The following is a 13,979-nucleotide window of genomic DNA, read 5'->3' as shown; positions in this document are numbered from 1 at the left end:
CCCTGATGTTCGAAGTCCTGGACTACCCCTTCATGCAGCGGGCCCTGCTGGCCGCGCTGCTGATCGGCGTCGCCGCCCCGGCCGTCGGGATCTACCTCGTGCAGCGCCGCCAGGCCCTGATGGGCGACGGCATCGGACACGTCGCCCTGACCGGCGTCGCCCTCGGCTTCCTGCTCAGCACCAACCCGGTGTGGATGGCGGTCGCCGTCTCCGCGATCGGCGCGGTCGCCATGGAGCTGCTGCGCTCCTCGGGCCGGGCGCGCGGCGACATCGCCCTGGCCATGCTTTTCTACGGCGGCATGGCGGGCGGCGTGATGATCATCAACCTGGCGCCCGGCGGCTCCACGGCGAATCTGACGTCCTACCTCTGGGGCTCGGTCACCACCGTCTCCCCCTCCGACATCACCGCGATCACCGGGCTCGCGGCGTTCGTGCTGCTGGTCTCCCTCGGTCTGCGCCGCCAGCTCTTCGCGGTCTGCCAGGACGAGGAGTTCGCCCGCGTCACCGGCCTGCCGGTGCGCGCGCTCAACCTCCTGCTGGCCGTCACCGCGGCGGCCACGGTCACCATCGCCATGCGGGTCGTCGGTCTGCTGCTGGTCAGCGCCCTGATGGTGATCCCGGTGGTGGCGGCCCAGCAGGCGACGCGCGGCTTCGCACTGACCCTGGTGATGGCGATGGTCATCGGCCTGCTGGTGTCGGTCTCCGGGACGGTCACCTCGTTCTACGCCGACGTCCCGCCCGGGGCCACGATCGTGCTCTTCGCGCTCGGCCTGTTCGTCGTGATCTCTCTGCTCGCCCTCCCCCTCGCCCGGCACCGGGCCCGCCGGGCCGCCGCCGGGGCGGAGCAGCCGGGTGGGGAGCCCGCCCTGGCCGCCCGTCCGTGACCCCCGGGAAAGCGGATACCCTGGCCAGGCAGGGACGGCAGACGCAAGGAGGCCCACTCGTGGGGACGGCAGAACCGCCGGTGCGCGGCCGGTCGACGCGCCAGCGCGCGGCGGTGGCGGCCGCGCTCGCCGAGGTCGACGAGTTCCGCAGCGCGCAGGAGCTGCACGACATGCTCAAGCACCGCGGCGACTCGGTCGGTCTGACGACCGTCTACCGCACGCTCCAGTCCCTCGCCGACGCGGGTGAGGTCGACGTTCTGCGCACCAGCGAGGGCGAGGCCGTCTACCGCAGGTGCAGCACCGGGGAGCACCACCACCATCTGGTCTGCCGCTCCTGCGGCAAGGCGGTGGAAGTGGCCGGCCCGGTCGTGGAGAAGTGGGCGGACGCCGTCGCCAGCGAGCACGGCTTCGTGGACGTGGACCACACCGTGGAGATCGTCGGCACCTGCGGCGACTGCGCCGGCTGCCCCGACCCGCGGCGCGGCTGACCGTCCGCGGCGCGCGCACGCCGCCGGCGGCCCGGCGGCGGCATCACCCGGCGATCGGACCCGCCTGATCGGTCGGACTCGCCTGATCGGTCGGGCCCATCCGATCGGGGAAGGCGACCTCGTTGGGGATGGCGCCACCGAAGCGGCGGTCGCGGGAGGCGTACTGGAGACAGGCGTTCCACAGGTCGCGGCGGTCGAAGTCCGGCCACAGGACGTCCTGGAAGACCATCTCGGCGTAGGCGCTCTGCCAGATCAGGTAGTTGGAGACGCGCTGCTCCCCCGAGGGCCGCAGGAAGAGATCCACGTCCGGCATGTCCGGGAAGTACATGTACTCGGCCAGGGTCTTCTCGGTGACCTTCTCCGGCGCTATCCGCCCGGCCCGCACGTCGTGGGCCAGCCGCGCCGCCGCGTCCGCGATCTCCGCGCGCCCGCCGTAGTTGACGCACATGTAGAGCGTCATCGCGTCGTTGTCCCGGGTGCGCTCCTCAGCCGTCTGGAGCTTGCGGATCACCGACTTCCACAGCTTCGGCTCGCGCCCCGCCCACCGCACGCGCACGCCCATCGCGTGCAGCTCGTCGGTGCGGCGGTCGATGACGTCCCGGTTGAAGCCCATCAGGAAGCGCACCTCCTCCGGGGAGCGCTTCCAGTTCTCCGTGGAGAAGGCGTAGAGCGAGAGGTTCTTCACCCCGATCTCCAGGCAGCCCTTGACCACTTCGAGGACCACGGCCTCGCCCCGCTTGTGCCCCTCGGTGCGGGGCAGTCCGCGCTCCTTGGCCCACCGGCCGTTCCCGTCCATGACGACCGCCACATGCGAGGGCACGAGCTCGCCGGGCAGCTTGGGCGGGCGAGCGCCGGACGGGTGCGGATCGGGGGCACGGTACTCGCGACGCTGCCGCGACGACAGCATTCCGCGGGGGGCCATAGGAGAACTCCAGTAGTCGGTGCGGTCCTGCCGTCGAGCGTATCCCGGTCAGCCCTTCTCGACGAACCTCAGGGATCGCAGTCCGCGCTCCAGATGCCAGTGCAGATACGCGGAGACCAGGCCGCTGCCCTCCCGGACGTGGCGCGGCTCCGCGCCGTCGGCCGTCTCCCAGTCCCCGGTCAGCAGCGCGCCGAGCAGCCGCAGCGCCTCGGGGGACGGCACGACGCTGCCCGGCACTCGGCAGTCGCCGCACACCGAACCGCCCGCGGCCAGTGAGAAGAACCGGTTGGGTCCCGGCAGTCCGCAGCGCGCGCAGTCGGCGAAGCTCGGCGCGTAGCCGCCGACGGCGAGCGAGCGCAGCAGGAACGCGTCCAGCACGAGCCCGGGCGCGTGCGCCTCGGCGGCCAGGGTTCGCAGCGCACCGATCAGCAGCAGGTACTGCTGCACGTTCGGCTCGCCCTCGTGGTCGGTGAATCGTTCCGCCGTCTCCAGCATCGCCGTGCCCGCCGTGTACCGGCCGTAGTCGTCGACGATGTGCCGGCCGTAGGGCGCGATGGTCTCGGTCTGCGTGCACAGCGGCAGCCCGCGCCCGATCAGGGCGCTGCCCCGCGCGAAGAACTGGACGTCGACGTGGGAGAACGGCTCCAGGCGGGCCCCGAACTTCGACTTCGTCCGCCGCACCCCGCGCGCCACCGCCCGCACCCGGCCGTGTCCGCGCGTGAGCAGCGTGATGATCCGGTCCGCTTCACCCAGCTTCTGGGTGCGCAGCACGATGCCGTCGTCGCGGAACAGACTCATGCCGCCATTCTGGCCCATGCCCCGAGCGGCCCACCTCCGCCGGGCGGTCCGGCGGCGTTCCCGGATGGTGAACCCGTGAGCCCCTCGCTCCCGCGCCAACGGTGGCACCGCAGCCTGCTGTTCCCCCAACGAGCCGGTGCCGCGCATCGGCCGCTGGAACGACGCTGACCGGCGGGCTGCCGCCGGTACTGCGGGTGCCGTTCGCCGCCGACGAGACACTGCCGCTGGTCACCGACGACGTCACGGAGGCCCGCGACCCGGACGGCGCGTTCCCGCGGCTGTCCGATCATCTGGCGCGGGGCGGCGATCCGGCGCCGGGCGCGGTGGTGGCACGGGGGGAGGAGGCCGTCGTGGCCCACACGCGCGGCAGACTCGCGGACGACACCGCGATCCTGGCGGTGCGGCGGACGACTGGGGGGCGTGTGCCGCAGGAGGCCGGGGGAACTAGGCTCCGTCCATGTCGAGCGACAGGTGCCGCGGATACCGGTCGGCCGCGGGCGCGGGCGCGGCGATCTCCGTTCTGCTGACCGCGACGGGCTGCATGGGCGCGGGGGGCGCCGAAACGGCGCTGCCGGGGGTGCTGGAGCAGGTGCGGTACACGGTCCTGCCGCCGGACGGGGTGACGTTCGTGGACGCGGAGCGGGCGAACGAGCTGGTGGACGAGGACCCCGAGCGCTTCGCGTTCGTCGCGGACCTCGGCACCCCGTTGCTGGCCGGCTACGACCTGCCGGGGAACCGCTACGGCCTCGACCCGGCCGGCGCGGAGGCGACCGTGACGGTCGGCTTCCACGACCACTACGGGTACTGGGTGGGCCGCTTCGACGAGGACGATGTCACCGAGGCCCTGGAGGACGACGGGTTCGAGCGGGAGGACGGGCTCTGGCGCGACGAGGAGGCCGGGATCACGTTCCAGGTCTCCGGTGGCCAGATCGCCTGGGGCGACGAGGACTTCACGCCCGCCCGGCTGTCGGAGGGCGAATCCCTGGCCGACGAGCCCGCCTACGGCGAGGTGACGGACTGCTTGGGCGACGTCTACCGGGCCGACTTCATCCAGGGCGAGGAGGGCGCGGCGATCCCGCTGTACGCCTACGGACACGTGGCGGACTCCCCCGAGGAGACGGCGACGGTGCTGTGCGTGCTGACCGACGACGGCGGGACGGCCGACGAGGCGGCCGGGTTGCTGCGGGACACGATCGAGGCCCACCCGGAGACGTACCCGGACGCCGAGGTCACCTCGCTGGACGGCGCGGACGGCGTGCGGGTCACGGTCCCCGACACCGCTCCCGAGCAGGTGCCGGGGCGGCTGCTGAGCACGGATGTCGGGCTGATGCTGACGCTGTCGCAGCTCTGAGCACCGGGGCTCAGGAAAGCGGGACGATACGGCGGCGGCGAGCGGCGCCGCCCACGGCGCGAGGAGCGCCCTCGGCAGGGCGCGTGCTCTCCCGCGCCGGGGCGGTGGCGCCCGCCGGTCCGGTGCGGGTGGTGTCTCCACGGCCGGTGCCCCCTGGTCGGGTCTCCTTCTCGGTCGTCGTCACGGGCTGACGTCTCCGGACGTCCGACGCGCGGGAGCCGTTTCGTCACCCGGCGGACCGAGGTCCCGGGCACTGCGTACGGTGGCCAGGGGCGGCCGTCACTCCCCGTACTCCCCGGTGAGTAACGCGGTGATGAGGTGTGGCCTGTGTCTCGGATGCTGATACGGCGGGGGCCGGTGGCGCGGCCGGGGTTAGGCTTACGTTCGCGATGCGTATCGGGATGCTCCTTCTTAGCCGCCGCGGCGAGGGTCTGTAGTCATACGGCCGACCCCCTCCCCGCGGAGTTCGGCGCTGCCGTCGGCCCTTCCAACCCGCCGAAGATCCCGCGCAACGCAAGGAGATCCACCGCACCATGAGCGACGCCGTGAACAAGCCGACGCCCCTGACCGCCGCCACCGTCCGTCAGCTGCCCTCCCGGATGCCGATCCACAAGTACCGCCCGTTCGAGGCCGTGGACATCCCCGACCGGACCTGGCCGGGCCGCCGCGTCACCGAGGCCCCCCGCTGGCTGTCCACCGATCTGCGGGACGGCAACCAGGCCCTGATCGACCCGATGTCCCCGGCCCGCAAGCGCGCCATGTTCGACCTGCTGGTGCGGATGGGCTACAAGGAGATCGAGGTCGGCTTCCCGTCCTCGGGCCAGACCGACTTCGACTTCGTGCGCTCCATCATCGAGGAGGACGCGATCCCGGAGGACGTCACGATCTCCGTGCTGACCCAGGCCCGCGAGGAGCTGATCGCGCGCACGGTCGAATCGCTGGCCGGCGCGCACCACGCCACGGTCCACCTCTACAACGCGACGGCGCCGACGTTCCGCCGGGTCGTCTTCCGGGGTGGCCGGGACGAGGTCCGGCAGATCGCGGTGGACGGCACCCGGCTGGTGATGGAGTACGCGGAGAAGCTGCTGGACGACCGGACGGTGTTCGGCTATCAGTACAGCCCGGAGATCTTCACGGACACCGAGCTGGACTTCGCGCTGGAGGTCTGCGAAGGCGTGATGGACGTCTGGCAGCCCGGCCCCGGCCGCGAGATCATCCTCAACCTGCCTGCCACCGTGGAGCGTTCGACGCCGTCCACGCACGCCGACCGGTTCGAGTGGATGTCGCGGAACCTGTCGCGGCGCGAGTTCGTCTGTCTGTCCGTCCATCCGCACAACGACCGGGGCACCGCCGTGGCCGCCGCCGAGCTGGCACTGATGGCGGGCGCGGACCGGGTGGAGGGCTGCCTGTTCGGGCAGGGCGAGCGGACCGGGAACGTCGACCTGGTGACCCTCGGGATGAACCTGTTCTCGCAGGGCGTCGACCCGAGGATCGATTTCTCGGAGATCGACGAGATCCGCCGCACCTGGGAGTACTGCAACCAGATGGAGGTGCACCCGCGCCACCCGTACGTGGGCGACCTCGTCTACACCGCGTTCTCCGGCTCGCACCAGGACGCGATCAAGAAGGGCTTCGAGGCGATGGCCGACGAGGCCGCTGCGGCGGGCACCTCCGTGGACCGGCTGGTCTGGGACGTGCCGTATCTGCCGATCGACCCGAAGGACGTCGGCCGCTCCTACGAAGCGGTGATCCGGGTCAACTCGCAGTCCGGCAAGGGCGGCGTGGCATACGTCCTCCAGACGGACCACAAGCTGGACCTGCCGCGCCGCATGCAGGTGGAGTTCTCCCGGATCATCCAGGGGAAGACGGACGCCGAGGGCGGCGAGGTCACCCCGGCGCAGATCTGGAACGCCTTCCAGGACGAGTACCTGCCGGTGCCCGGCGCCGCCTGGGGCCGGATCGCGCTGCGCGAGGCGCAGACCTCGACCACCAGCGAGGGGCACGACGCCCTCACCGTCGAGGCCGTGGTGGACGGCGTGGACACCACGCTGACCGGGACGGGCAACGGGCCGCTCGCCGCGTTCTTCGACGCCCTGGCGAGGGCCGGGGTCGTGGGCGAGGACGTACGGCTGCTGGACTACGTCGAGCACACCATGAGCCAGGGCGCCGGGTCGCGGGCCGCCGCGTACATCGAGTGCGCGGTCGGTGACCGGGTGCTGTGGGGCGTCGGGATCGACCCGAACATCGTGCGGGCTTCCCTGAAGGCGGTCGTCTCCGCCGTCAACCGGGCGACGCGCCGGGCAAGTTAGCCCCTTGCTTCCGGACCGGTTTTGCCGACGCACTACTGACGCGGACGACCGGATATGGCTAGCATCACGCCCACGGCAAGGTTGCCAAACGGTAACGGAGGTACGGCGTGGTGCGCTCCAGGATGGCCCGGCTGGCGGGAGTCCGGACGGCCTGGCGGGTGGTCGACGACGGTGACTTCTTCTGCGCCGCCTGTGGCGGGGACCGCTGCTACCAGCGGCTCGACGGGCGGCGCAGGTTCACCCTGCTGGGTCTGCCGGTGCTGACACGCGGAGCGGCCGAGCCGGTCGTGGAGTGTGTGTCGTGCCGTGGCCGTTTCCCGCTCTCGGCCCTGGACGAACCGACGACCACCCGGCTGTCCGCGCTGCTGTGCGACGGTGTGCACACCGTCGCCCTCGCGCTGCTCGCCGCCGGGGGCGACGACGCCGCCGCCGCGCGCCGGACGGCGGTGGCGTCGGTGCGGGCCGCCGGGTTCGGGGACTGTACGGAGGAACGTTTATTGACGCTCCAGGCCGCGATGGGTGTGCGGAGCCTGCCGCTGCTGGACCGCGAGGTCCGCGAGGCGCTGACCGCGCTGACGCCGCACCTCGCGGCCCCCGGCCGGGAAAGCTTACTTCTCCACGGAGCGCGTATCGCCCTGGCGGACGGCCCCTACGGCGCGGCGGAACGCGAGATGCTGACGGCCGTCGGCGAGGCCCTGCGCATCCCCCCGGCCGACACGCGACGCCTCCTCGCGGCAGCGGCCCTCCCCCACTGAGACCCCGCGTGAGCACCCCGCGTGAGCACCCGCGGGGCCCGGGCCGGACGACCGACAGGACGCCCCGAGCGAACATGCCCCGGAAGAGGAGCGGTCCGGGACCCCCCAAACGCGCTCGGGCCCGCGCCGTCGACCGACGGCGACCACCGGGGCGAGCCACGGACAGGCACCCGGCGCGCTCGGGTCTGGGCCGGGTGCTCCGGGGCGAGAAGCCGTCCGGGCAAGGAGTCCGTCCGGGGCAAGGAGTCCGTCCGGGGCAAGAGGTCCGTCAGGCGGTGCGGCGGCGGAGGGTGATCGAGCCCAGGGCCAGGACGCCGAGGGCGACGCCGGCCACGACGATCACGTCGCGCGGGAAGTCGCCCGCGACGCCACCGCCGTGCAGGACCTCCGTCATGGCGTCCACCGAGTACGACATGGGCAGCACGTTGGACACGTACTCCAGGACCGGCTGCATGGTGTCGCGCGGCGTGAAGAGCCCGCACAGCAGGATCTGCGGGATCAGCAGCGCGGGCAGGAACTGCACCGCCTGGAACTCGGTGGCGGCGAAGGCCGAGACGAGCAGGCCGAGCGCGATGCCGAGCAGGGCGGTGAGCAGCGCCGCCACCAGCAGCAGCCATGGCGACCCGGCGACGTCGAGATCGAGGAACCAGATGGCGAGGGCGGTCGCCATCCCGGCCTGGACGACGGCGAACGCGCCGAGCGCGAGGGCGTAGCCGACGAGCAGGTCGCCCTTGCCCAGCGGCATGGTCAGCAGCCGCTCCAGGGTGCCGGAGGCGCGCTCGCGCAGGGTGGTGATCGAGGCGACCAGGAACATCGTGATCATCGGGAAGATGCCCAGCAGCGAGGAGCCGACCCGGTCGAAGAGGCGCGGGTCGGACTCGAAGACGTAGCGCAGCAGGACCAGCAGGAACAGCGGGACGGCCAGCAGGAGCGCGATGGTGCGCGGATCGTGGCTGAGCTGCCGCAGCACGCGGCGCGCCGTGGCGAGGGTCCGGGCGGCGTTCATGGCCGGTCACTCCTCCTCGACGAGGCGCAGGAACGCCTCCTCGATCGAGTCGCCGCCGGTGCGTTCGCGCAGCTTGTCGGGGGTGTCGTCGGCGAGGATGGCGCCGTCGCGCATCAGCAGCAGGCGGTGGCAGCGGTCGGCCTCGTCCATGACGTGCGAGGAGATCAGCAGGGTGGCGCCGCGGTCGGCGGCGAGGCGGTGGAACAGGTCCCACAGGCGGCGCCGCAGCACCGGGTCGAGACCGACGGTCGGCTCGTCCAGGACCAGCAGCTCGGGCGTGCCGAGGAGCGCGACGGCGAGCGAGACGCGGGCGCGCTGGCCGCCGGAGAGGTTCGCGGCGAGGACGCCGTCGTCCCCGGCGAGGTCGACGTCGGCCAGCACGGAGTCCACGTTGTCGCGGCGGTCGGAGTGGCCGATGCCGAGGACGGCCGCGTAGTAGTCGAGGTTCTGGCGGACGGTCAGGTCGTCGTAGACGGACGGCGCCTGCGTCACATAGCCGAGCCGGTGCCGCAGCGGCGGGCTGCCTGCCGGGCGGCCGAGGACCTCCAGGGTGCCGGTGACCTTGGCCTGCGCGCCGACGACGGCCCGCATCAGCGTGGTCTTGCCGCATCCGGAGGGGCCGAGCAGCCCGGTGACGCTGCCTTTCGGCACCGTGAAGTCCAGCTCTCTGAGCACTTCCTTCCCACCCCGCACGACACGGAGCCCGCGCGCCACAATGGCGGTCCGCGATTCCTGGGTCATGGGTCAGACACCCCCTGTCCTCTTCACCCCCAATTCCACCCGATGCCGGATGATTCCGCGCGTCGAGCACCCCCAGGAGGAGGTGGGGAAGAGGTCAGGAAGAGGTGAGGAGACAGACCGGGCGCCGTCACCACGCGCGGTCCGGGAGAGCGGACGGCGCGTGGTGACGGCCCCGGCCTCACCGGCCGGGGGCGGCACACACCGACGGCCGGCGGGCCAGAGGGGCCGGGCTACGCGCGCTCGGCGGAGAGATAGCCGTTGTGCGGACCGCCGGACGGCGGCCGGCCGTAGGACGCGGCCAGGTCGTCGTTGGCGGCGAACCGGGTCCGCCAGCCCTGGCCCTCCAGCCACTCCGGCGCGTCCGGTCCGAGCCCGCCGGCCGGACGGGCGGTCTCCTCCCGGCCCAGCAGCTCTCGGATGCCCTCAAGGCCCGGCGTGTCCGGCCGGATGTGCTCGCAGGCGAACCGGCTGCCGGGGACCGACATGGCGCCCACGGTGGTCAGCACCCGCCGGGCGGCGTCCCGGGGCAGATAGCCGAGCAGCCCCTCGGCGACCCAGGCGGTGGGTACCCCGTCCCGGAACCCCGCGCCGTACAGGGCGGCTCGCCAGTCCTCCCGCAGGTCGGTGGGGACGACGGCGCGCCGGCACGCGGGGGCGGCGGCCCGGGCGTTCAGGACTTGTTCCTTGAAGGCGAACATCTCCGGAAGGTCGACCTCGAACAGGTCGATCTGTCGCGGCCACGCCAGCCGGAACGCGCGGGTGTCCAGTCCTGCCCCGAGCAGCACGACCTGTTCGCAGCCGGCGGTGACGGCGTCGAGCAGACAGCCGTCGAAGAAGCGGGTGGCCAGGGTGCGGCCCTCGTAGAACACGTCCACCAGCCGCCGCACCGTCGCCCAGGTGTCCGCTGAGCCCGAGGGCGCCGAGGGGGCGAGGAATGCGTCCCGCGCCACGTCGGCGAACGCCTGGGCGAAGGGGTCCTCGTACAGCCGGTCGTCGCGGCCGGTCTCTCTGGCCCGGATCAGGGCGACTCCGATCGCCGTCGTACCCACTCCCGCCAGTGCCTCCGGCAGGCTCGCCGCTGCTGCCATCATCCGCTCCCTCGACTCCCGCTGGACCAGGCTGACGTGGCGAGACGCTATGCGGGATCACCCCGACCGGCCGTCGGCGTTCGCGATGATGCGCGACAGCGATGAATTCGGGGCGTGGGACACTCAGCAGCCGCTAGACGGGGTTCCGGCCAGGAAGGCGGCGATCGCCTCGCGCGGGGCCCGGGCCTCCGGGATGGCGAGGATCGGGTAGACGTGGACGCAGTCGGGCGCGACGACCAGGTCGCAGGGGACGCCCGCCGCGCGGGCGCGGTGGGCCAGGTCGCGGATCTGGGGGTGGAGCGTGTCCCGGGTGCCGGTGAAGACCAGCATGCGGCCCAGGCCCGTGAAGTCGCCGAAGAGGGGGCTGATCTCCGGGCGGGCCGGGTCGTCGGCGCCGGCCCACGCGCGCCCGCAGGCGCGCAGCCCCTCGGTGGCCAGCCAGGGATCGGCGCGGTCGTGCTCGGCGGTGTCCGGGTGGGAGAGGGTGGCGTCGACGAACGGGGAGATCAGCACCGTCTCCGGCGCGTGCCCGCCCTCGGCGGCGAGGGCCTGGGCCAGGGCCAGGGCGTAGCCGCCGCCCGCCGAGTCGCCCATCAGGACAGGCGGCGGGCCGCCCGGGCCCCGGGCCAGGTCCAGAACCCGCGGGAACGAGTCGCGCCAGGTGTGGTCCGGGGCCAGCGGGTACTGCGGGGCGATCACCGTGGCGCCGGTCCGGTCGGCCAGCGATGCCATGAACGCCCAGTGCTGGGAGACGAAGTCGTTGACGTACCCGCCGCCGTGGAGGTAGAGGACCGTGCGGCCCGGCGCCATCGCGGGCCGTTTCGGGCGCAGCGTGTGGACGGGGAAGCCGAGGGCGTCGTCGCGGGAGAGGTGGACCTTGGCACCGAGCCGACCCGGCGGCCGGGCGGGGCCCCCGGCCTGGAGCCTGCGGGCCCCGGCCAGGGTCCGCTCGCCGTCGGACAGGCGGCTCTTCATCGCGTAGAGCCGCAGGGCCGCGACGAACGCCGCCTGCTGAGCGCTGGTCATGCTCTCCCTCACCTGACTCACACGCGCGAAGACGCGCGCGGGGACGCGCTGCATCTCATCTCCTCCTCGACCGAGCCCCGGCGCAGCGAGCGGATGTCGTACAGGTAGTTCATCCGCAGCCGCCACGGCGCCCGCGCGCCCTGCTTGGGGAAGGCGTCGATGGAGCGGAGCACATACCCGGCGGTGAAGTCGAGAAACGGCTCCTCCGCGACGGACGGGTCCCGTTCGGGGACGCACTGACGGTAGCCGCGCTCGTCCATGTGCGCCAGAAGGCGGCAGACGTATGGGCTGACCAGGTCGGCCTTGAGCGTCCAGGAGGCGTTGGTGTAGCCCACGGTGAAGGCGAAGTCGGGCACACGCCTGGCCCGGATCGCGTTCGTGGAGATCCTCGCGGTGAGCGCGACGATCGACGGCGCCTGGCAGACGGTCAACACGACGTTCGTGGACACGATCCTCCAGTTCACCAAGCCTTACCTGGACACCGCCGGGCTCTCGGAGTCCGATCCGGAGATCCTCGCCATCGGGTGCTCGGGGCCGTGGTGCTGTTCGCGCGGCGGTGGGTCCTGGGCGAGCGGGCCCAGCAGATCGAGGCGCTGGTGTCCAACGCGCACACCATCGTGATGGCCGTCCTCACCCGCTTCACCGCCCCGGCTTCCTGAGCCCCGGCCGCCGCGCCCGGACCGCCCGCGCCCGGACACGCCTCCGCCGCGGACCGGCGGGGGGAGCCGGTCCACGGCGGAGGGGCCTTCGGTGGTGCCAGGAGTTACGGGACGAGCCGCAGCAGCTTGTTCGGGGAGCCGCCGCCGAGGCCGGTCAGCACGCCGCTGGTGGCGCCGTTGACGAGGGCGGTGGCGACCTGCGACGGCGTGGAGCCGGGGTGACCGGCCAGGTAGACCGCCGCCGCGCCCGCGACGTGCGGCGTGGCCATCGATGTCCCGGAGATGGTGTTGGTGGAGGTGTCCGAGGTCTTCCAGCCGGCCGTGATGTCCACGCCCGGGGCGAAGATGTCCACGATCGGGCCGTAGTTGGACCAGCTCGGCTTGGCGTCGTTCCGGTCGGTGGCACCGACGGTGATCGCCTCGGTGACGCGGGCCGGGGACGCGGTCGAGGCGTCCGCACCGCTGTTGCCGGCCGCGATGGCGTAGGTGACGCCGCTGGCGATGGAGTTGCGGACCGCGTTGTCCAGGGCCGTGCTGACGCCGCCGCCCAGCGACATGTTGGCGACGGACGGGCCGGAGTGGTTCTGGGTCACCCAGTCGATGCCCGCGATCACGCCCGCGGTGGTGCCGGAGCCGGAGTTGTTGAGGACCCGGACGCCGACGACCCGCGCGCTCTTCGCCACGCCGTACGTGGTGCCGGCGGCGGTCGTCGCGACGTGCGTGCCGTGGCCGTTGCCGTCCTGGGCGACGGAGTCGTTGCTGACGAAGTCGTAGCCGTTGAAGGCGCGGCCGGCGATGTCGGTGTGGGTGACGCGCACGCCGGTGTCGATGACGTAGACCGTCACGCCGCTGCCCGCCGAGTCGGGGTACGTGTAGGTGCCGTTGAGCGGCAGCGCGGCCTGGTCGATCCGGTCCAGGCCCCAGGGAGCGTTGGTCTGGGTGGCGTCGACGTGCACCTCGACGTCCTGGACGACGGATGCGACGGCGGGGTCCGCCGCCAGGCGCCGGGCCTCGGCGGGGCTGAGCTGGGCCGCGTAGCCGTTGAGCGCGGCCCGGTAGGTGCGCTCCACCGTGCCGCCGTACTCGGAGATGAGGTTCCGGCCCTGGCCGGAGGCGGACGCGACGCCGGCGCTCTCCTCCAGGGTGACGATGTAACTGCCGGAGACGGCGTTGGGGGAGCCGGCCCCGATGACGACGCCTTCGGCGGGGGCTGCCTCCGCCGGAAGCGCGCCGACCGCGGCTATCGCGGCCGTGGCGACGGCCGCTATGACCGTGGCGACACCGCGTCTCGGAGAGCGTGCGGGGCTCTGTGCGGAGCGCGTCAATGCCATGTGGGGTTGTCCTCTTCATCGGTGGGCGCCGTGGGTGCGGCACGCCAGTGTGGGGGTGCGCGCACGGGGTGGTGCGCACGGGCGAGGCCCGGGGTATTGGTCATACGTTCGGATTCCCGCCGTCGAAAGATTCGCGGAGCGCGGCGACGACGGCAAGACCGTCCACTGAATGTCATAGACATGACATATAGAGGCAACGTCCATGGCTGGCCGAATCGTTGACGTTCCGGAGGGTGCGGGCTCGGCTGACGGGCGCCGACGTGCAGGCGTTCGGCGATCGCCCGAGGCACGGGACAGGGGCGCTCGGGCGGATCAGCCGCCGGGCCCCGGCGGTCCGCCCGCTCCGCGCCCGCGCCGCGATCGCGCGCATCCGCCGGTGAGGCCGGTGATCCACTCCTCGACGAAGGTGCGGATCAGGCTCCGGCCGACGCCGACCTGGATGCAGTCGTGGTCAACGCCGCGCCCCGCGGCGACCGTTCGGGATCCCACTGGACACGCGCGTCGGCACGGACCACGACCGCCGGGGCCGGTCCGGCGATCGTCGGCGCGTACGCCCGGTGGACCACGATCGTCCGGGCGTCGTGGTCGGCACGGATCTCGTATGCGGGCGCCATGCGCCGC

General features: G+C 72.8%; 16 protein-coding genes. 7 read left to right on the top strand and 9 right to left on the bottom strand.

What is annotated here, in order from left to right:
* Positions 1–5 precede the first annotated feature (5 nt).
* Entirely contained in the window at positions 6–884 is an 879-nt protein-coding gene (locus OIE51_RS20095) for a metal ABC transporter permease (RefSeq protein ID WP_326599131.1), read from the top strand.
* Between the two features lie 59 nt (positions 885–943).
* On the top strand, positions 944–1,372 hold the full coding sequence (locus OIE51_RS20090; RefSeq protein ID WP_326599130.1) for a Fur family transcriptional regulator: 429 nt from the start codon (positions 944–946) through the stop codon (positions 1,370–1,372).
* A gap of 43 nt (positions 1,373–1,415) precedes the next feature.
* On the opposite strand, the gene OIE51_RS20085 is transcribed toward OIE51_RS20090, so the two are convergent.
* The gene (locus tag OIE51_RS20085) at positions 1,416–2,294 is read right to left on the bottom strand and encodes an isoprenyl transferase (protein ID WP_326599129.1); all 879 of its coding nucleotides are present in this window, start codon (positions 2,292–2,294) and stop codon (positions 1,416–1,418) included.
* Positions 2,295–2,342: 48 nt separating this feature from the next.
* Positions 2,343–3,092 carry a DNA repair protein RecO gene (gene recO, locus OIE51_RS20080; RefSeq protein WP_326599128.1) on the bottom strand — a complete coding sequence of 250 codons (750 nt, stop codon included), beginning with the start codon at positions 3,090–3,092 and terminating at the stop codon, positions 2,343–2,345.
* 101 nt (positions 3,093–3,193) lie between these two features.
* Here recO and OIE51_RS27015 point away from each other — a divergent pair, with 101 nt between their 5' ends.
* From OIE51_RS27015 to OIE51_RS20065, 4 genes are all read left to right on the top strand, one after another.
* Positions 3,194–3,619: a SpoIIE family protein phosphatase gene (locus tag OIE51_RS27015; protein WP_442811975.1), complete on the top strand. Its 426-nt coding sequence runs from the start codon at positions 3,194–3,196 to the stop codon at positions 3,617–3,619.
* Positions 3,550–4,443, top strand: a complete 894-nt coding sequence (locus OIE51_RS20075) for a hypothetical protein (RefSeq protein ID WP_326599127.1) — start codon at positions 3,550–3,552, stop codon at positions 4,441–4,443. Before OIE51_RS27015 ends, OIE51_RS20075 begins: the two co-directional genes overlap by 70 nt.
* Before the next feature lie 533 nt (positions 4,444–4,976).
* Positions 4,977–6,752: a 2-isopropylmalate synthase gene (leuA, locus tag OIE51_RS20070; RefSeq protein WP_326599126.1), complete on the top strand. Its 1,776-nt coding sequence runs from the start codon at positions 4,977–4,979 to the stop codon at positions 6,750–6,752.
* Positions 6,753–6,874: 122 nt separating this feature from the next.
* On the top strand, positions 6,875–7,507 hold the full coding sequence (locus OIE51_RS20065; protein ID WP_326600711.1) for a TerB family tellurite resistance protein: 633 nt from the start codon (positions 6,875–6,877) through the stop codon (positions 7,505–7,507).
* Between the two features lie 268 nt (positions 7,508–7,775).
* On the opposite strand, the gene OIE51_RS20060 is transcribed toward OIE51_RS20065, so the two are convergent.
* The 5 genes from OIE51_RS20060 to OIE51_RS20040 form a co-directional block, all read right to left on the bottom strand.
* On the bottom strand, positions 7,776–8,513 hold the full coding sequence (locus tag OIE51_RS20060) for an ABC transporter permease (protein ID WP_326599125.1): 738 nt from the start codon (positions 8,511–8,513) through the stop codon (positions 7,776–7,778).
* A 6-nt stretch (positions 8,514–8,519) separates the two neighbouring features.
* Entirely contained in the window at positions 8,520–9,254 is a 735-nt protein-coding gene (locus tag OIE51_RS20055) for an ABC transporter ATP-binding protein (RefSeq protein WP_326599124.1), read from the bottom strand.
* A gap of 230 nt (positions 9,255–9,484) precedes the next feature.
* Positions 9,485–10,342, bottom strand: coding sequence for an SAM-dependent methyltransferase (locus tag OIE51_RS20050; protein WP_326599123.1), 858 nt, complete (start codon positions 10,340–10,342; stop codon positions 9,485–9,487).
* A gap of 123 nt (positions 10,343–10,465) precedes the next feature.
* Complete coding sequence (locus OIE51_RS20045; RefSeq protein ID WP_326599122.1) at positions 10,466–11,368, bottom strand: alpha/beta hydrolase; 903 nt, start codon at positions 11,366–11,368, stop codon at positions 10,466–10,468.
* A 17-nt stretch (positions 11,369–11,385) separates the two neighbouring features.
* Positions 11,386–11,817, bottom strand: a complete 432-nt coding sequence (locus tag OIE51_RS20040; protein ID WP_326599121.1) for a hypothetical protein — start codon at positions 11,815–11,817, stop codon at positions 11,386–11,388.
* Positions 11,818–11,904: 87 nt separating this feature from the next.
* Between OIE51_RS20040 and OIE51_RS20035 the strand changes: the two genes are divergently transcribed.
* Positions 11,905–12,027: a hypothetical protein gene (locus OIE51_RS20035; RefSeq protein ID WP_326599120.1), complete on the top strand. Its 123-nt coding sequence runs from the start codon at positions 11,905–11,907 to the stop codon at positions 12,025–12,027.
* Positions 12,028–12,131: 104 nt separating this feature from the next.
* Here OIE51_RS20035 and OIE51_RS20030 read toward each other — a convergent pair whose 3' ends face one another.
* Together OIE51_RS20030 and OIE51_RS20025 are read right to left on the bottom strand one after the other, a co-directional pair.
* The gene (locus tag OIE51_RS20030) at positions 12,132–13,358 is read right to left on the bottom strand and encodes a S8 family peptidase (protein WP_326599119.1); all 1,227 of its coding nucleotides are present in this window, start codon (positions 13,356–13,358) and stop codon (positions 12,132–12,134) included.
* Positions 13,359–13,771: 413 nt separating this feature from the next.
* Positions 13,772–13,972: a hypothetical protein gene (locus tag OIE51_RS20025; protein ID WP_326599118.1), complete on the bottom strand. Its 201-nt coding sequence runs from the start codon at positions 13,970–13,972 to the stop codon at positions 13,772–13,774.
* Positions 13,973–13,979: the final 7 nt, after the last annotated feature.

The sequence above is a fragment of the Streptomyces sp. NBC_01803 genome, assembly GCF_035917415.1.
Lineage (GTDB): Bacteria > Actinomycetota > Actinomycetes > Streptomycetales > Streptomycetaceae > Streptomyces.
This window is presented reverse-complemented; position numbering and strand designations above follow the sequence as displayed.